At 67.7% G+C, this 16,496-nt stretch carries 15 protein-coding genes; 4 read left to right on the forward strand and 11 right to left on the reverse strand.

Annotated elements, in window-relative coordinates; genetic code table 11:
• Positions 1–35: 35 nt before the first annotated feature.
• From IBJ82_RS03210 to IBJ82_RS03230, 5 genes are read right to left on the reverse strand one after another with little or no spacing between them, the layout of a single operon-like run.
• Complete coding sequence (locus IBJ82_RS03210; protein ID WP_194824424.1) at positions 36–1,457, reverse strand: aldehyde dehydrogenase family protein; 1,422 nt, start codon at positions 1,455–1,457, stop codon at positions 36–38.
• Positions 1,454–2,602 carry an NAD(P)/FAD-dependent oxidoreductase gene (locus IBJ82_RS03215; RefSeq protein ID WP_194824425.1) on the reverse strand — a complete coding sequence of 383 codons (1,149 nt, stop codon included), beginning with the start codon at positions 2,600–2,602 and terminating at the stop codon, positions 1,454–1,456. The genes IBJ82_RS03210 and IBJ82_RS03215 overlap by 4 nt, the downstream gene beginning before the upstream one ends.
• Complete coding sequence (locus IBJ82_RS03220; RefSeq protein ID WP_194824426.1) at positions 2,599–3,987, reverse strand: aldehyde dehydrogenase; 1,389 nt, start codon at positions 3,985–3,987, stop codon at positions 2,599–2,601. Before IBJ82_RS03220 ends, IBJ82_RS03215 begins: the two co-directional genes overlap by 4 nt.
• On the reverse strand, positions 3,984–5,258 hold the full coding sequence (locus IBJ82_RS03225) for an acyl-CoA dehydrogenase family protein (RefSeq protein WP_228536408.1): 1,275 nt from the start codon (positions 5,256–5,258) through the stop codon (positions 3,984–3,986). The genes IBJ82_RS03220 and IBJ82_RS03225 overlap by 4 nt, the downstream gene beginning before the upstream one ends.
• The gene (locus tag IBJ82_RS03230) at positions 5,255–5,743 is read right to left on the reverse strand and encodes a flavin reductase family protein (RefSeq protein ID WP_194824427.1); all 489 of its coding nucleotides are present in this window, start codon (positions 5,741–5,743) and stop codon (positions 5,255–5,257) included. The genes IBJ82_RS03225 and IBJ82_RS03230 overlap by 4 nt, the downstream gene beginning before the upstream one ends.
• A 128-nt stretch (positions 5,744–5,871) precedes the next feature.
• Between IBJ82_RS03230 and IBJ82_RS35265 the strand changes: the two genes are divergently transcribed.
• Positions 5,872–6,657 (forward strand): IclR family transcriptional regulator, encoded by a 786-nt coding sequence (locus tag IBJ82_RS35265; RefSeq protein WP_370585121.1) that lies wholly within the window; start codon positions 5,872–5,874, stop codon positions 6,655–6,657.
• A gap of 7 nt (positions 6,658–6,664) precedes the next feature.
• Here IBJ82_RS35265 and IBJ82_RS03240 read toward each other — a convergent pair whose 3' ends face one another.
• On the reverse strand, positions 6,665–7,372 hold the full coding sequence (locus tag IBJ82_RS03240; protein ID WP_194824428.1) for a hypothetical protein: 708 nt from the start codon (positions 7,370–7,372) through the stop codon (positions 6,665–6,667).
• 103 nt (positions 7,373–7,475) lie between these two features.
• Here IBJ82_RS03240 and IBJ82_RS03245 point away from each other — a divergent pair, with 103 nt between their 5' ends.
• Complete coding sequence (locus tag IBJ82_RS03245; RefSeq protein WP_194824429.1) at positions 7,476–8,372, forward strand: hypothetical protein; 897 nt, start codon at positions 7,476–7,478, stop codon at positions 8,370–8,372.
• A gap of 81 nt (positions 8,373–8,453) precedes the next feature.
• Here IBJ82_RS03245 and IBJ82_RS03250 read toward each other — a convergent pair whose 3' ends face one another.
• Both IBJ82_RS03250 and IBJ82_RS03255 read right to left on the reverse strand, forming a co-directional pair.
• Entirely contained in the window at positions 8,454–9,071 is a 618-nt protein-coding gene (locus tag IBJ82_RS03250) for an isochorismatase family protein (RefSeq protein WP_194824430.1), read from the reverse strand.
• A gap of 13 nt (positions 9,072–9,084) precedes the next feature.
• Positions 9,085–10,299 (reverse strand): CaiB/BaiF CoA-transferase family protein, encoded by a 1,215-nt coding sequence (locus tag IBJ82_RS03255; RefSeq protein WP_194824431.1) that lies wholly within the window; start codon positions 10,297–10,299, stop codon positions 9,085–9,087.
• 158 nt (positions 10,300–10,457) lie between these two features.
• On the opposite strand from IBJ82_RS03255, the gene IBJ82_RS03260 reads away from it, so the two are divergent.
• Positions 10,458–11,375 (forward strand): hydroxymethylglutaryl-CoA lyase, encoded by a 918-nt coding sequence (locus tag IBJ82_RS03260; RefSeq protein ID WP_194824432.1) that lies wholly within the window; start codon positions 10,458–10,460, stop codon positions 11,373–11,375.
• 41 nt (positions 11,376–11,416) lie between these two features.
• On the opposite strand, the gene IBJ82_RS03265 is transcribed toward IBJ82_RS03260, so the two are convergent.
• The 3 genes from IBJ82_RS03265 to IBJ82_RS03275 are packed head-to-tail and all read right to left on the reverse strand — an operon-like array spanning position 11,417 to position 14,870.
• Positions 11,417–12,829 (reverse strand): MmgE/PrpD family protein, encoded by a 1,413-nt coding sequence (locus IBJ82_RS03265; protein WP_194824433.1) that lies wholly within the window; start codon positions 12,827–12,829, stop codon positions 11,417–11,419.
• The gene (locus IBJ82_RS03270) at positions 12,826–13,686 is read right to left on the reverse strand and encodes a cyclase family protein (protein WP_194824434.1); all 861 of its coding nucleotides are present in this window, start codon (positions 13,684–13,686) and stop codon (positions 12,826–12,828) included. Before IBJ82_RS03270 ends, IBJ82_RS03265 begins: the two co-directional genes overlap by 4 nt.
• The gene (locus IBJ82_RS03275) at positions 13,683–14,870 is read right to left on the reverse strand and encodes a CaiB/BaiF CoA-transferase family protein (protein ID WP_194824435.1); all 1,188 of its coding nucleotides are present in this window, start codon (positions 14,868–14,870) and stop codon (positions 13,683–13,685) included. Before IBJ82_RS03275 ends, IBJ82_RS03270 begins: the two co-directional genes overlap by 4 nt.
• A gap of 138 nt (positions 14,871–15,008) precedes the next feature.
• On the opposite strand from IBJ82_RS03275, the gene IBJ82_RS03280 reads away from it, so the two are divergent.
• Entirely contained in the window at positions 15,009–16,478 is a 1,470-nt protein-coding gene (locus IBJ82_RS03280) for a dihydroorotase family protein (RefSeq protein ID WP_194824436.1), read from the forward strand.
• Positions 16,479–16,496: the final 18 nt, after the last annotated feature.

Below are 16,496 nucleotides of genomic sequence, written 5' to 3' on the forward strand. Positions count from 1 at the left end.
TTGTCGCCGCCGTGCCGTCCCTCCGGGATGTTTCGCTACGGGCGCGCCGTGGTCGGATAGGCCCTCGCGGGTAGTCCGGTGCCGCCGGCGCGGAAGGCGCCCGGAGCGTGCGTGACGGTTGTTTGGACGTACTCGCGCAGGCCCTCTTCGGCGTACTCGCGGCCGAAGCCGCTGTTCTTGATACCGCCGAACGGGGCCCGCAGGGACATGCCGGTGCGGTTGTGGGTGTTGATGAAGGTGAAGCCCGCCTCGATGCGAGCGGCGAACGCGCAGGCGCGATCTTCGTCGGCCGACCAGACCGAGGCGGCCAGGCCGAGGTCGGAATCGTTTGCCCTGGCCAAGACTTCGGCTTCCTCGCGATAGGTGAGCAGCGGTACGGCCGGGCCGAACTGCTCGAGGCGGACGAGGTCGGCATCGTCGGGGACCCCGAGCGCGAGGATCGGGTCGAGGAAATAGCCCTCCGAGGTCGGCGCGGTGGCGAGCGTGACGATGTCGGCGCCCCGATTCCTGGCATCGGTGACGAGTCCGCGTACGCGTTCGGCGGCCGCCATGGTGGCTACCGGACCCATGGTGACATCGTCGTCCAGCGGATCACCGACGGTCAGGATGCGCTGTGCGGCAGCGATATAGGACTCGACGAACTCGGTTAGCCGAGTCTGCGGCACATAAAGCCGTTTGGCGGCCATGCACACCTGGCCTGCCGTGGCGAAGGAGGCGAGGACCAGGCGTTCGAAATCCGCTGAGGACAGGGCGAAGTCGTCCAGGAACACTGCCGGGTCGTTACCGCCGAGCTCCAGCGTCACCGGCTTGATCGCGCGTCCGGCGGCGGCGGCGATCGCGCGCCCGGCATCCTCGCCACCGGTGAAAGCGACCTTGCGCACCAGCGGGTGCGCGATCAGCGCGTGCACGGTATCCGGGCCGCCATGGATCACTGTCGTGGCGGGCAGTAGTTCGGCCGCGGCGGTGACGGTGAGCGGTGCCAGTGGCGATGGTTTGAGCACGACCGCATTGCCCGCGGCGAGTGCGGGACCCAGCTTGAGCATCGAGAGAATGATCGGGGCGTTCCAGGGGGTGATGGCGGCGATTACTCCGAACGGTCTCGCGGACAGAGTGATTCGGCCGTGCGCGTCGTCGGTTGTGCGCGTCCGCAAGACCTCGGCCGCATGGTCGCGCACCCAGCGCAGATAGTGCGCGGCGAAGCCGATTTCGCCCCGGCAATCGGTGACGGGTTTACCGGTCTCGCGCGCCAGCAGTATTGCCAGCTCGGCACCGCGGTCATCGAGTGCGTCCGCGGCCGTGCCGAGCGCGGCGAACCGGGTCTCGGGCGGACATCGCGACCATGCGCGAAACGTGGAATGTGCCGCGCGTACCACGGCTTCGACCGCGTCCGGTGCGGTCGAGGTCACGGTGCCGACGATCTCGCGCGGGTGGGCCGGATTCTCGCGATCGATTCTCACGGCCGGATCTCCAGCGAGTCGAGCAGGCAGGCCCGCCGTAGATAGGCGCGCGCGGCGACCGGATCGGCGGCCAGTTCGCGCAGGTGCGCGAGGTAGCCGGCGTTGCGTTCGCGCATCCGGTTCCAGTTGTTGTGACTGATGCGCTGAACATGGTCGACGGCAACGTTTCGACGGTGCGCCGCCACCTCGTCGAGCTGGGCATCCGGGCCGCCCTCGATGACATCGCACAGTGCGGACGCCAGCTGGACCGCATCGTGGATTCCGCTGTTCATGCCCATCCCGCCGAGCGGGTTGTTGACATGGGCCGCGTCGCCCATCAGCAGGACCTTGCCGTACCGGAATCGGTCGGTGACCCGCTGATGCACCCGGTAGAGCGAGGCATGGGCCAGCCGCCACGGTCTGCCGAGGTCGACGACCGCCGCCAGCCGCTCCGGCAGCCGACGCAATTCGTCCTCGTCATCGGTGTCGACCGGAGTCGGCAAGAGCACCCGCCAGTGCTGGGGGGTGCGCAGCAGCACCAGCCACTCGTCCGGGTCGAAGACATAGTTGATCGGCGCGATACCCGGTAGCGCGGCGGCCAGGTCCTCGTCGACCGAGGCGACCAGGAAGCGTTCCGGGTAGGTGCTGCCGCCGAATTCGACGCCGAGGCCGCGCCGGACACCGGAATGCGCACCGTCGGCGCCGATGACCCACTCCGCGCGCACCGGCCCCTTCGCGGTACGCAGCACCACCGAATCGGCGGTGCTGAGCAACCCGTCCACCCGGTGGCCGAACCGGACATCGGCGGCAGCGCCGAGGGCATCGAGCAGAATCGGCGTGAGTTTGCTCTGTTCACACTGCACGCGGAACGGAAAGGGGGTGTCCTCGGCCAGCACGTCGAGATCCAGGGTGGCGATCTCGCCGCCGCCGCGTTCCCGGTACTGGAAGGTCGAGGCGATGATGCCCTCGCGCAACAACGCATCGAGGACACCGAGGTCTCGCAGCATCTCGAGGGTCGGTGGATGGAAGGTGGAGGCCCGCGACTCGGTGGCCAGTTCGTCGCCCTGCTCGAGCACGGTGACCGGGAAACCCCGGCGGGCCAGCGTCAGTGCGGCGGTGAGCCCGACCGGCCCGGCGCCGACGACGACAACGGTGGGCTTGCTCATGAGGTGTGCAGGGCGAAGCGACCTTCGACGCCGACGACGCGAGCGCCGGTGAAGAAGCGCAGCGTCTCCGCCGTACCCTCCTCGCCGAGTCCGGACAGACCCCACGCGGGACGCGGTGTCATCAGGTGCAGGCTCATGATGGACGAGCCGTTCACCTTCACCTCACCGGCGCGGATCTGTCGAGCGATCCCGAGCGCGTGTTGTTCGTCCGCACCGCAGACGTAGCCCTCCAGGCCGTAGGGCACGGCATTGGCCAGCGCTACCGCCTCCTCGACCCGGTGATAGGTGAGGACACCGGCCACCGGTCCGAAGACCTCATCCGGCAGATCGCCGTCGAGTAGTGCGGGGGCGAGGAAGTTTCCGACTTCCGGCACCGCGCCGAAGGTCCGGGCTTCGCGATCGACGAACGATCGACGCACGGTCTGAACATGTTTCGAATGCAGGAGCGGTCCGAACTCGGTCAACGGATCCAGGGGGTCACCGACCCGAAGTGCGGCGAGGTGTCGACCGATCGTGTCGACCAATTCCTCGGCCCGGTCGGCGGGCAGGATCAATCTGCCGAGCGCCCGGCACCATTGGCCGTTCAGGGTGGTCAGCAGTTCGGCGGCCATCCGCGCGGCGGTGGGGAGATCGGCGTCGGGCAGCACGACGAGCGGATTGTTGCCGCCGAGCTCGAGCTGGCACGGGCGAAACATCCCGGCGGACGCGGTGGCGACCGAACGCCCGCCGCCGAGACCGCCGGTGAACGAGACCGCCTTGATCTCGAGCGCGGCGACGAGTTGGGCACCCACCTGCGCACCGCCCTGCACCAGCTGGAACATGCCGAAGGGCACGTGTTCGGCGATCGCCTCCGCCAGTGCCATCGAGCTGTAGGGCGCCAGTTCGCTGACCTTGAGGATCACCGGGCACCCGGCGGCGAGCGCGTTGGCGACTTTATGGGCTGCCATGGGCGCAGGCGCGTTCCACGGCACCAGACACAGGGCAGGGCCGAGTGGCAGCCGATGCACCTCGACCCCATCTCGGTCCTGGCGCAGTGCTCCGGTGCGCAGCTGCTCGGCCGCGAGCCGAAACGACCCCGAGACGATCGCTCCGAGCAGCGAGGTTTGGGCGATCGGGACGCCGGTCGCACGCGTATCCAGTTCCGCGATCAAGGGCAGCCGCTTGTCCAGATCGGTGGCGATCGCGTCGAGCATGTCGGGGGTGATCTGTCCCGCCGCCGTGTCGGCGACCGCGATGGCCCGTTCGACGCGCTCGGTCGCCGTCGCGACCGCCCTGGCGATGGGTTTCCCCGTGGCCGGATCTTCCAGTGCGACACCGAGATCCACGGACGGGGTGCCCCATTCCCCATCGATCAGGTCGGCGATTTCGGGGAGTTCGGCTGTCATCGGTCCGCCTTCGTCGGTGCGGTGGCGAACAATTCGTTCGCCTTGGCGTCGGTCACGATGCGGGCCACCTCGAGCATGCCGCGCTCGGCCGGGAAGGTCATCACCAATCCCATGGCCAGATCGCGCAGTGCGCGCCCGGCCACCCCGCTCATCCCCGCCGCCGAGGTGCCGCCCGCCTTGAACGCGCCGAGCGCGACCTGGAAGCAGGCTTCGGTCACCGCGCCCTTGCCGAGACGCCACTGGGTGAACACCTCCGACTTCGGTTTGAACGGCGGCTCTGCGGTTTCCACGGTCAGCTGATAGCGCAACCAGAGGTAGGCGGTCTGCAAGTTTCGTGTCATCTCACCGATGAGGACCTGGTGCACCGGGGAGGAGGCGATCGGTTCGCCGGTATCGGCGAAAGTCTTCGTGGTCGTCGCCGCGAGCATCTCGTCGTAGACATTCTGCGCGCAGCCGGTGTAGGCCGCCGCGATGGCGAGCTGGTTGCCGACGAAACTGCCTCTGCTCATGGTGAGCATCTTCGCGAACGCGCCGGGCACTGCCAAGGCTTCGTCCTCGGGGATGAAGACCTCGTCGAGTCGAATGCCGTTGTTGGCGGTGGCCCGCATACCGAGCCCGTCCCAGGGCGCCCGCACACTCACCCCCGGCGCGTCGCGGGGTACGAAGAAGGTCGCCAGCCCCTCGGCGGTGTCGTATCCCTCGAGCTTGGCCGAGGTCAGGTAGTAGTCGGCCACTCCGGTCGCGCAACCGAATGATTTCTCGCCCTGCAGGATCCAGCCGCCCTCGACCTTGCGGGCGGTGGTGGCGATGGTGATATTCGCGGCGGCGGTCTTGATCGCTTCGGAGGCGAAGTTCGCGAGCCACTTGCCTTCGGCCATGCGAGTGAGGACTTTCTCGGCGAATGCCCGCACGACGGGGATCTCGTCGTCGGCGAACAGTCCGGCGTCGATGGCCTCCAGCGGTAGCAGGCCGCGTGAGGCGCTCGTGTTGTGGAAGAAGAATGCCAGCGCCGTGGAAGGACAGGCGGTGCCCATCGCGAAGGTGGCCGCGGCCAGATCACGCAGGGTGCCGCCGAGTCCGCCGAACTTCTCCGGTACCACCAACCCGAGAAGTCCGGCCGCGCGTAACAGTTCGACGTGGCCGGGCGGGAAAGTACCGAGCCGATCCGCTTCCTCGGCGGCCGCGCGCAGGGCGGGCAACACGTCGTCGACCCGTTGTGCGCGTGCGCGTTCGGCGTCGGTCATGTCCTCGACGAGTCGTGCACCGATCATCGGATGATCCCCTCGTGGTAGTTGCGGTCGTGGTAGATGAGTGGCGCGGCGGACCGGGGCGTCGCGGCGTCCTGCACGGACCCGATGACGATGGTGTGGTCGCCCGCGGTGTGGCAGTCGGCGACTGCGCAGTCGAGCCACGCGACGGCGTCGGTCAATACCGCAGCGCCCGTGCGCGCGGTGTCCCAATGCCCGGTGGTGAAGCGATCCGCTGGTGCAGACCCGGCGATGGACGCGAAGCGTCTGCCGATGGCCTCGTGATCGTGCCCGAGGACGTTGACCGCGAAAACACCGCTCTCGCGGATCATTCGGCAGGTCGTGCTCGTGGAAACGAGGCAGATCGAGATGAGCGGCGGGTCGAGGGACACGCTGGTGAACGAACTGGCCGTCATGCCGTGTCGGGCGCCGTCGGACCGGACGGTGGTGACGACCACGACGCCGCTGGCCCATTGGGCGAGGACCGCGCGGAGAATGTTCGGCTCCACCTGGACATCCGTTTCGATAGTGGAAACATTGTTCCACTCACGGTAACGCTCGATGCCGACTCGGCGCAAGCGGAATCACGATGGGGATGGTGTTTCCCATCGGGAAATCGACCACTTAGACTGTCGTTGTGCCCGAAATCGAATCCGACAACCAGAGCCGGTCGATCGCCGCGGTCGAGCGCGCCATGGATGTGCTGCTGCTGTTCGGCCGTAGCGGCCGGCCCGACCTCGGCGTCACCGAGATCGCCACCGAACTCGGTATCACCAAAGCCGCGGTGCACCGCATTCTCACCGCGCTGCGCAATCGCGACCTCATCGCTCTCGAACCGGCCACGCGGCGTTACGCACTCGGGCATGCCGCCATCGCGCTCGGCCGGGCGTACTTGGCGCGCACCGATCTTCGGGTGATGGCCGCGCCGGAGCTGCGCAGGCTGGCGTCGGTGACCGGCGAGACCGCCACCCTGTCGATTCGCCGCGGCGACACCAGGTTGTACGTGGATCAGGTGGTGCCGGATCAGGAATTGCGGATGGAGGTCGTGCTCGGTGTGCCGTACCCGCTGTACGCGGGCAGCTCCTCCAAGGTGATCCTGGCGTTCCTGCGCAAGGAGGAGATCGACGAATATCTGAGCAGGCACGAGTTGACCGCGTTCACCGACGCGACGATCACCACGGCCCGCAAGTTGCGCACGGAACTGAACGCCACGAAGAAGCGTGGTCATGCGATCTCGATGGGGGAGCGTCAGATCGGGGCGGCCTCCATCGCCGCGCCGATCCTCGACCACGACGGTGGGGTGGTGGCCGCGATCAGTGTGTGTGGTCCGCTCTCGCGCTTCCAGCCGCGCATGGCCGACTGTGTTCCGATGCTGCTGAAGGCGGCCGGGGCGATATCGGCCCAATTGGGCTACACGCTGTAGCCATGCCTCACAGCTGGGCACCGGGCTTGACGACGCCGAGTGCCGCCGCCGCGAGCACGCTGCCCCAGATCAGCCACACATAGGGCAGGCAGCCGTCGACGCTGCGCCGCAAGGTGCGCTCGACGGCCTCGCTCGACCCTTCGGTCATCAGGGTGCCGAAGGCCGCGCCGAAGGGGCGCAACGTCATTCGGATACCGAGCCCCGCGGCGATCGCCAGGGTGTACAGCAGAATTTTCGCGCCGAGCCAGCGCGGGTTGGTCGTCACGCCGAACGGCTCGCTCGCCAGCAGGGCGTAGCCGCCTGCTCCGCCCATCGCCGCGATCACCGCGACCCGGATGGTGAGGTCGGCACGACGGACCGAGGCGACCTTCCCGTGCGTGCGGTGTGCCTGCACCGCCAGCGCCAACCAGCCCGCGGCGAAGATCCACACCAGCACGACCGACCACCAGGGAAACAGGGCGATGCCGAACAGGCTCGCACCGTGTGGCTCCAGTGCCATCAGCGTGATTCCGCTGGGTAGGAACAGGACAAGGCAGATCTTCGGCGCCAGATCCAAGCCGCTCATGATCGTCAGCGCCGTGGCGCGGGCGGGCGGGCTGAGCGCCGGATCGATCACAGACCGGCTGGAATAGAACACGCCGAGATCGCCGCCGAGCCAGAACACGAACAGTGTCAGGTGCAGCACGATCCACCAACCGTGCGGATGTTGGCCCATGGGAATCCTCGTCCTCGACTTTCGGGAAACAGTGTTTCCAAGTACCGTTCCGCCATAGTTTCATACCGAAACGCTGTTTCTGCAACCGAAACGGGGGGGCTCCATGCGTGCCTTCTTCCTGACCGTCTTCTGTCTGCTCCCGGTGACTGTGACGACACCGGCACCCGCATCCGCCGAGATCGGCGTCGCACACTTCGAGACCCGCATCGCCGGTGACGCGACCACGGTCTGGTATCCACTGGGCGCCGATCGCGCACTACCGGTGGCAGCGGTGCTGCCCGGCGCTGACGTCAAACGCGAGTACTACGGTCGGTTCGCCACCGAACTCGCCGGATACGGCTTCGTGGTGGCGATTCCCGAGCACTACCCACTGCCGTTCGTCGACCGCAGCCTGGCCAGTGAACACTCGCTCACCGATATCGCGGCGTGGGCGCACGCTCAGCCGGGCGACCCGTCCTCACCGGTGCGAACCATCATCGATCCGGAAACCCTGGTGGCTACAGGGCATTCCTTCGGTGGTGCGACAGCCCTCTACGCTGCCGCGAACCGATGCCAGCTGCCGTTCTGCTTCGGGTTGTCCTATCGGCATCCGCGCGAACTGCGCGCGATCGTCGGCCACGGCACCAACACCACGATCGGCGGCAGCGTGGATCCGGTGATGGTGAACGACATTCCGACGATGCTGATCAACGGCACGCTCGACGGTGTCTCCGAACCCGTCGAGGCCTACGACACCTTCACCCGACTGACCGGCGCACCGGCCGCGGCCTTCGTCGGACTTGTCGGGGCGAACCATTTCGGCCTCGTCGATCAGAACAACCCACCCGGCGCCGTACCCGACCTGCACGAGGCGACCATGCCTCGTGATCAGTCGGTGTACGCCGCCGCGCAGTGGACCGCCCTGTGGTTCCGTGCCCAACTCGGTGATGCCGAGGCGCGCGAAAGCATCCGTCGCGCCGCCGCAGGATCCGACCCTGCGGTGACCATCGAATTGCGCTGAAACACAGTGTGATGCTGCCGGTTTCGTCGCCGAGTAGGGCGGCGAAACCGGCAGCCGCGTGGCTGATCCGAGGGCTTCGGTTCAGCGCAGTACCGCGAGGGCTTCCTCGAGACCGAGGACATCGGCGTACTTGATGTCGAGGTCGGTGAGGTTGGCCTCGTGCAGGGCGGCGTCACGATCACCGCAGGCGTCGGCGACGACCAGTGGTCGGAAACCGTGCTGCATCGCATCGGTCGCGGAGGCGCGCACGCAACCGCTGGTGGTGAGACCGACGATGACGAGGGTGTCGATGCGCTGGGCGGCCAGCGTCGCCGCCAGCGGAGTTGCGTGGAAAGCGCTCGGGTACTGCTTGGTGATGACCACGTCACCGGGGGCCGGTGCCGGGTCGTCGAGAAAGTCGCCGAGCGGATTGCCCTGCTCGAAGACCCGAAGCACGGGCACCTTGCGACGGAACAGCCCGCCGTCGGGACCATTCGGCTCGAAACGTACCCGGGTGAAGATCACCGGCAGGCCGGATTGTCGGGCCTGCGCGACCACGGCGGCGGCGGCGCGCACCGCGTCCTCCACCGGTGCGCGCAGCGGTGAGCCGTCGGTGACGTAGGCAGCGCAGATGTCGACCACCAGCACAGCGGGGGAGTTGCCCGCGCCGAGGCGCGAGCTGTAGCCGGAGCGACGGTATTCGCCCGCACGATCGGTCATGGCGGCCTCCTTCTCAGATGACGCCGTCGGCGGCGAGTCGACCGATGGCCTTCTCGTCGAGACCGAGCAGACCGCCGTAGACGTCCTGGTTGTGTTCGCCGAGCTCCGGGCCGGGGTGGCGCACCGATCCCGGGGTCTCGCTCAGTTTCGGGAAGACGTTCTGCATCGGCAGTTCGCCGAACTCCGGATGCGCGAGTCGCACGATGGCCTCGCGCGCGGCGAAGTGCGGGTCGGTGAACATATCTCGCGCGGTGAAGATCCGGCCCGCCGGTACGCCCGCCGCGTGCAACTGCTCGAGCAGCGCATCGGTCTCGAAGGTCGCGGTCCACGCGGCGATCAGGTCGTCCAATTCGGTCATCCGGGCGCCGCGGGCATTGTGTGTCGAATAGCGTTCGTCGGTCGCGAGTTCGGAGCGGCCCATGGCCTTGACGAGGCGGGCGAAGACGGTGTCCTGGTTCGCGGCAACCAGGATCATCTCGCCACCGAGGGTGGGGTAGATATTGCTGGGTGCGACATTAGGCAGCACCGACCCGGTGCGCTCACGCTGATACCCGGTGACCGCGAATTCGGGGAGCAGTGACTCCATCATCGCGAGCACCGCCTCGTAGATGGCCGAGTCCACCATCTGGCCGCGCCCGGTATTCGCGCGGTGGTGCACCGCCGCGAGGGTGCCGATGGTGGCGAAGACCGCGGCGAGCGAGTCGCCTAGCGAGATGCCTGCTCGGGCCGGGGCATGGTCGGGATCGCCGGTCACATAGCGAATTCCGCCCATGGCCTCCCCGATGGAGCCGTATCCGGCGCGCGGCGAGTACGGCCCGGACTGGCCGTATCCGGTGACACGCACCATGATCAGCCCGGGATTGTGCTCGCGTAGCCGGTCGAATCCGAGGCCCCAGCGTTCCATGGTGCCGGGCCGGAAGTTCTCGATCACGATATCGGCGCGCTCGATCAGCCGCCGTGCCAGCTGCTGCCCGCCGGGATCGCGAAGGTTGCAGGTCACCGACTTCTTGTTCCGGGCCACCACCGGCCACCACAGCGACTTGCCCGCCGACTGCTCCCGGCCCCACTGCCGCATCGGATCGCCGGTGCCGGGGGATTCCAGCTTGATCACCTCGGCGCCGAGATCGCCGAGCAGCTGGCCGGCGAACGGTCCGGCGAGCAGCTGACCCATCTCCACTACCCGCAGGTCGGCAAGCGGACCCGTCGGTGTTGTCGCCTCGACTGCCATGTGGTCGTCTCCATTCCGTGATGCCTGCGTCGATGTCGCGGTGGACATATCGCGAACCGCCAGATTGGATACAATGTATCCCGTAGCGGAACAGCCCGGCAAGACGGCTCGGCTTCCCCGCGACGGGAGCGTTGTGCCGACAGCAATCTGGAGGATCTGTGAACGTCACGTTGGTCGAGGTCGCGCCGAGGGACGGCCTGCAGAACGAGCCGGTCGTCATCACGGTCGAGGACAAGATTCGGCTCATCCGACGCAGCGTCGACGCGGGGCTGCGCCGGATCGAGGCGGTCAGCTTCGTCCACCCGAAGCGGGTGCCGCAGATGGCGGATGCGGAGGCCGTCATGGCGGGAGTGCCGCGAATCGACGGCGTGTCCTACGCCGGGCTGATATTCAACGACCGCGGCTTGGATCGCGCACTGGCGGCGGGCGTCGACGAGATCAATGTGGTGGTCGTCGCCACGGATTCGTTCAGCCGACGTAACCAGGGATGCTCGACCGAGCAGGGGATCGAGCAGTGGGTGAGGTTGGCGGCACGGGCGAAAGAGGCGGGGGTGCGCCGCACGGTGACGATCGCCGCGGCGTTCGGCTGTCCCTTCGAGGGAAACGTCGCCGAATCGGCGGTGCTGGAACTCGTGCGCCGAGTCGCGCAGGCGCAACCCGAGGAGATCGCGCTCGCCGACACGATCGGCGTCGGCATCCCGGATCAAGTCAGCGCGCTGGCGACCGGCGCGGCGAAGATCGCCCCGGATGCGGACCTGCGGTTCCATTTCCACAACACCCGAAACACCGGCTACGCCAATGCCGTTGCGGCACTGAACGCCGGCGTCCGCATTCTGGATACCAGCACCGGTGGCATCGGCGGCTGTCCCTTCGCTCCCGCCGCGACGGGCAATATCGCCACCGAGGACCTGCTGTACACACTGGACCGGATGGGCATCGAGACCGGCGTCCAGCTCGAGCGGGTCATCGAAACCGGTTCGTGGCTGGGCGAATTGCTCGGGCAGCCGGTGCCCGCTCTCCTCGGCCGGGCCGGTCTGTTCCCGGAACCGGCCCGAACCGCACCGGTCGACGGGTAACCGTTGTTGTCGCTCCCCGCACAGTCTCGCGCGGGGTGCCGCTACCGCGCCTCGCGCAGCAGTGCCATCAGAGCGTTCAGATCGGGCTGACTCGCCAGATCGGCGACCGCCTTGCTGATTTCGTCGGCCTGATCGCCCGAGAACGTGCGTTCGGTGTTGAGTCGGAACTTGGTGGCGAGTTCGTCTGCGGACAGCGGATTACCGGGGCCACCCCGGTTCACCTCGACGCGCTCGGTACGGACGCGCCCGTCGCGCAACCAGGCCGTGAGAACAGCGGGGAACTGCTGAGGGAAGATCGCGTCGCAGCGCGGATCCGCGACACAGGTGACCCGAGCCGCGAGGGCGAGCCGGTCGGGGTCCGCGGCAGCCGCATCGGTGAAGTCTTGGTGGAACAGGCCGAGGCCGCCACCACCGAGTAGTGCGGCCGCCACGGTGTACGGGCCGGAGAAAGCGGCGTGGTAGCCCGATTCCGGGCGGATCTTGTCGGCGTGTGGTTCGCCGATGGTGCGCGATACCGCGGTCGGTACACCGAGTTCGAGGCGCTCGATATCGTCGGCGGTGATGCCATCGGCGCGGAGCCGTAGTGCCGCGTCGATGCCCGCGTGGGTGAAATGGTTGCAGGGGTAGGGCTTGAAGAACACGCCGGGCAGCTCCCAGTGCGTACCGAGACCGTCGAGGATCGCGGCCGGGTTGCTCTGCTCGCCGCAGAACGCCTGCAGCAGGCCGAATCGTCCCTCGAAGACCGTCGGCGGCCCGGTCAGCCCGGCCCGCGCGAGGGCAGCGGCGGTGACCGCGGAGTGTGCGGCCCACCCGCAGTGCACCCGCTTCACTGTGCCGCCGGTGCGGTTGGCTTCCAGTAGACCCGAGCCCATACTCGCCGCGATGCCGATCGCGTGGGCGATGCCGTCGGCATCGGCGCCGGACAGCATCGCGGCGGCCGCGGCGCCACCGAGAGCGCCGCAGATGGCGGTCGCGTGCAGGCCACGTTCGAAGAAGACCGAATTGCCCAGCGCTTCGTCGTAGCCCGCCATGCCGACGCGGACCGCGATTTCCACCCCGACGGCGATGGCATCCAGCAGCGCGGCACCATCGGCATTGCGGGATTCGGCGACCGCGAGGGCGGCAGGCACCACCGTCGCCGAGGGATGCAGGACCGACGGCAGATGAGTGTCATCGAAATCCATGGCATGCGCGAGTGTCCCGCCGAGTAGCGCGGCACTCGCATCAGGCCAGCGACCCGGCAGGCCGAGTGCCGTGGCCCGAGGTGCGCCGCCCCATTCCGTGATCACCGTGCGCACGGCGTGTGCCGGTGCCGTCTCGAGCGCGGCGATGCTGTTGCCCAGTACGTCGAGCACTCGCCGCGCCGCGTTCGCGCGCAGCTCGTTCCCGACGCCACGCTCGCGCGCCGATGCGGCGAAGGCGGCAACCTGCGCCACGATGGTGGTGTCGTTCATCGGCTGACCGCCGCGAGCGGGCGGATAGGGGAGCCGGTGCCCCCCACTATGCGCAAAGGGGCGAGCAGGAACGCGAATTCGCTGATCCCGGCATCGGCGAGATCCTCCAGCGCGAGGTGCTCCATGATGTAGATACCGGATTCGACGAGCAGCACCCGGTGCACCGGCAAGATGCTGTGTCCGGCCCCCGGCGCTATGCACTCGTAGGCAGTGGTATCGGAACCGGTCGCCGACACCTCGTGATCGGCGAGCCAGCGGGCCGCGTCGACGCCGATCCCCGGGACGCCGGTTTCCTGGCCCAGGTAGGCGCCGGGTTCGTCGAACAGCCGCGACCATCCTGTTCGGATCAGCGCGACGTCGCCCGCCGTCACCTGGACTCGCGCCTGCCGGGCCGCCGCTGCCAGATCGTCCACCGTGATCTCGTAGCCACCGGGCAGGGTGTCGGTCTCGTGCACCCGAGCGATGTCGAGCAGAACGCCGCGGCGCAGCATGCCGGGCAGATGTTCGGCGCCGTGCGCGCTGAACTTGCCGCCGCGCTGGGCCTCCTGAGCGTCGATTCCGCCGTGCAGCGCGCCGTCCTGGCTGACGTGGCTGAGCGCGTCGATGTGGGTGCCGACATGTCCGCCGGTCACGATGATCTCGTTGGCGGCCGAGCCGCCGTCGGCACGCACCATGTCACCGTGTCTGCGGGCCAACGTCATTCGGAAGCCGGGATGATTCGGCGAGCACGGCATGCCGGTGAAGAAGGGCTGCCCCAACTCGATCAACCGGAGATCGCCTCGCACGGCCGCGATCAACGGATCGATGGCGGCTTCTTCGGGCACGGCGGACTCCTGTGGTCGTTGTGTTGTTGTCATCGGATCACCCCGGCAGCGCGAAGCTCGGCGATCTCGCTCGCGTCGACGCCGTAGCGACCGAGTACCTCGTCGGTGTGCGCGCCCAAAGGCGGCCCGGTCCAACGTATTTTGCCCGGCGTCTCCGACAGTCTGAACAGGATGTTCTGCATGCGTATCCGGCCGAGCTCGTCATCGGGCAGCGTGATGATCGATCCGAGTGCCCGGAACTGCGGGTCCGCCAGCACATCGGCGGCCGTATAGATCGGCGCCACCGCTGCCTCGGCCTTCTCGAAGGCGTGCATCACCTCCTGGGTGCTGTGCTGTGCGATCCAGCCGCCGACCGCCGCATCCAGTTCATCGGCGTGCTCGGCCCGTTCGCTGCCGGAGGCGAACCATGGTCGGTCGATGAAATCGGGTCGTCCGACCAACCGCACCACCCGCTCGGCGACCGATTGCGCGCTGGTGGAGACCGCGACCCACCCCCCGTCGGCGGTGCGATAGGTGTTTCGCGGCGCATTGTTCGATGACCGATTGCCCATCCGAGGTTGTAGCTCGCCGAGTTGGTCGTAGGCGATGATCTGTGGGCCGAGCAGGGTCAGGATCGGTTCGATGATGGCGAGGTCGACCTGCTGGCCGTGACCGTCGTGCTCGCGGGCGCGAAGTGCGGTCATGATCGCGAAAGCGGTTGTCAGGGCGGCGATTCCGTCCGCGAGTCCGAAGGGTGGCAGGGTGGGCGGGCCATCCGGTTCACCGGTCACGGCCGCGAAACCGCTCATCGCCTCGGCGAGTGTGCCGAAGCCGGGCCGTCGCGCGTACGGCCCGAACTGGCCGAATGCGGTGACCCGTGCCAGCACCAGGCGCGGGTTGATGGCACGCAGTTCGGGGTAGCCGAGTCCCCATCGCTCCAGGGTGCCGGGCCGGAAGTTCTCGATCACCACATCCGCGTCAGCGACCATGCGCCGGAAGATCTCCTGGCCCTGCGGCGAACCGAGGTACAGCGTCACCGACTTCTTGCCGCGGCCGAGCATCTTCCACCACAGCCCGACCCCGTCGCGCTGGGCGCCGTGGCTGCGCACCGGATCACCGTTCGGATGCTCGATCTTGACGACGTCGGCGCCGAAATCGGCGAGCAGGGTGGCCGCCAGTGGGCCGGCGAACAGCGTCGCCACATCGAGCACCCGGATTCCGGCTAGCGACTGCACCATTGCTCACTCCTTCACGCCGCGAGCGTTTCCCGTACCGAAACGGTGAGGGAGCTCGCGACATTGACTACCAGCGCATGCTACTGCGATGATCGCCAAAGTGGAAATACTGTTTCGCACAGAGAAACTTGGAGGGTTGCTGTGCCCGCGACCGATCTGCTGATCCGCAATGCCCGCGTAGTACGTCCGCACGGCCCATTTTCGGAGAGTCCCGAACCCCTCGACATCGCGATCTCCGGGGGCACGATCGACGCGATCGGCCCGAACCTGCCCGTCGACGACCGGACGCGGGTGATCGATGCCAACGGCCTGCTCGCATTCCCCGGCGTCGTCGACGCCCACCAGCACTGGGGGATCTACCGAGATCTCGCCGCCGACACCGAGAGCGAGAGCCGGGCCTGCGCCCAGGGCGGCGTCACCACCTCCTTGACCTACATGCGTACCGGGCGCTACTACCTCAACCGCGGTGGTTCCTATCGCGATTTCGTCCCCGAGGTCCTCGACCGGATGGCCGGGCGATCCCAGGTGGACTACGGCCTGCACCTGGCGCCGATGACCGCCGAGCACATCGACGAAATCCCCTATCTCGTCGAAGAATTCGGCATCGCCTCGTTCAAGATCTTCATGTTCTACGGCGGCCACGGCCTGCACGGCCGATCATCGGACCAGGCCGAGTTCCTGATGATCCCGCCGACCGAACGCTACGACCTGGCCCACTTCGAATTCGTGATGCGTGGAATCCAGCGCGCCCGCGAGAAGTACGGCGACCACATCTCGCTGTCGCTGCACTGCGAGACCGCCGAGATCATGGCCGCCTACACCGCGCTGGTCGAACAGGACAGCACGCAGACCGGGCTGCGCGCCTACAGTGCCTCACGCCCAGCGCATTCGGAAGGCCTGGCGATCACGATGGCCTCCTATCTCGCACACGAGACGGGCCTGGCGAACATCAATCTGCTGCATTTGTCGTCGGAGAAGGCCGTGGCGGCCGCGCTGACGATGGCCGAGGCGTTCCCGAACGTGAACTTCCGTCGCGAGGTCACCATCGGCCACCTGCTCGCCGATGTCGACACCGCTCACAGTATCGGCGGCAAAGTGAATCCGCCGTTGCGTGAGCGCGCCGATGTGGAGGCGCTGTGGCGGCATCTGCTGGCGGGCGAGATCGACTGGGTGGTCAGCGATCACGCGTGCTGCCGGGCCGAACAGAAGTTCGGCGCCGATCGCGAGGATGTGTTCCTCGCCAAATCCGGCTTCGGTGGCGCCGAATATCTGCTTCCCGGCTTGGTCGGTGAGGGGCGCAAGCGTGGCCTGTCACTGCAACGCATCGCCGAACTCACCGCGGCCAATCCCGCCCGTCGTTACGGGCTGAGCCGCAAGGGGTACCTGGAGGCGGGATACGACGCGGATGTCGTGCTCGTCGACCCGGTCGCGCGATGGACGGTGCGGGCGGCGGACTCCGAATCCGCGCAGGAATACACACCTTTCGAAGGCTTCGAGATGTCCGCGAGCGTCACCGATGTGTTCCTGCGCGGAAACCACATCGTGCGGAAGGGTCAACTGGTGGGGCCTGCGCACGGCCGCTACCTGCGGCGTGGCCCGGACGGCAGCTGATCGCCGCCGACGCCGACC

This window comes from Nocardia sp. XZ_19_231, assembly GCF_015355705.1.
Lineage (GTDB): Bacteria > Actinomycetota > Actinomycetes > Mycobacteriales > Mycobacteriaceae > Nocardia > Nocardia salmonicida.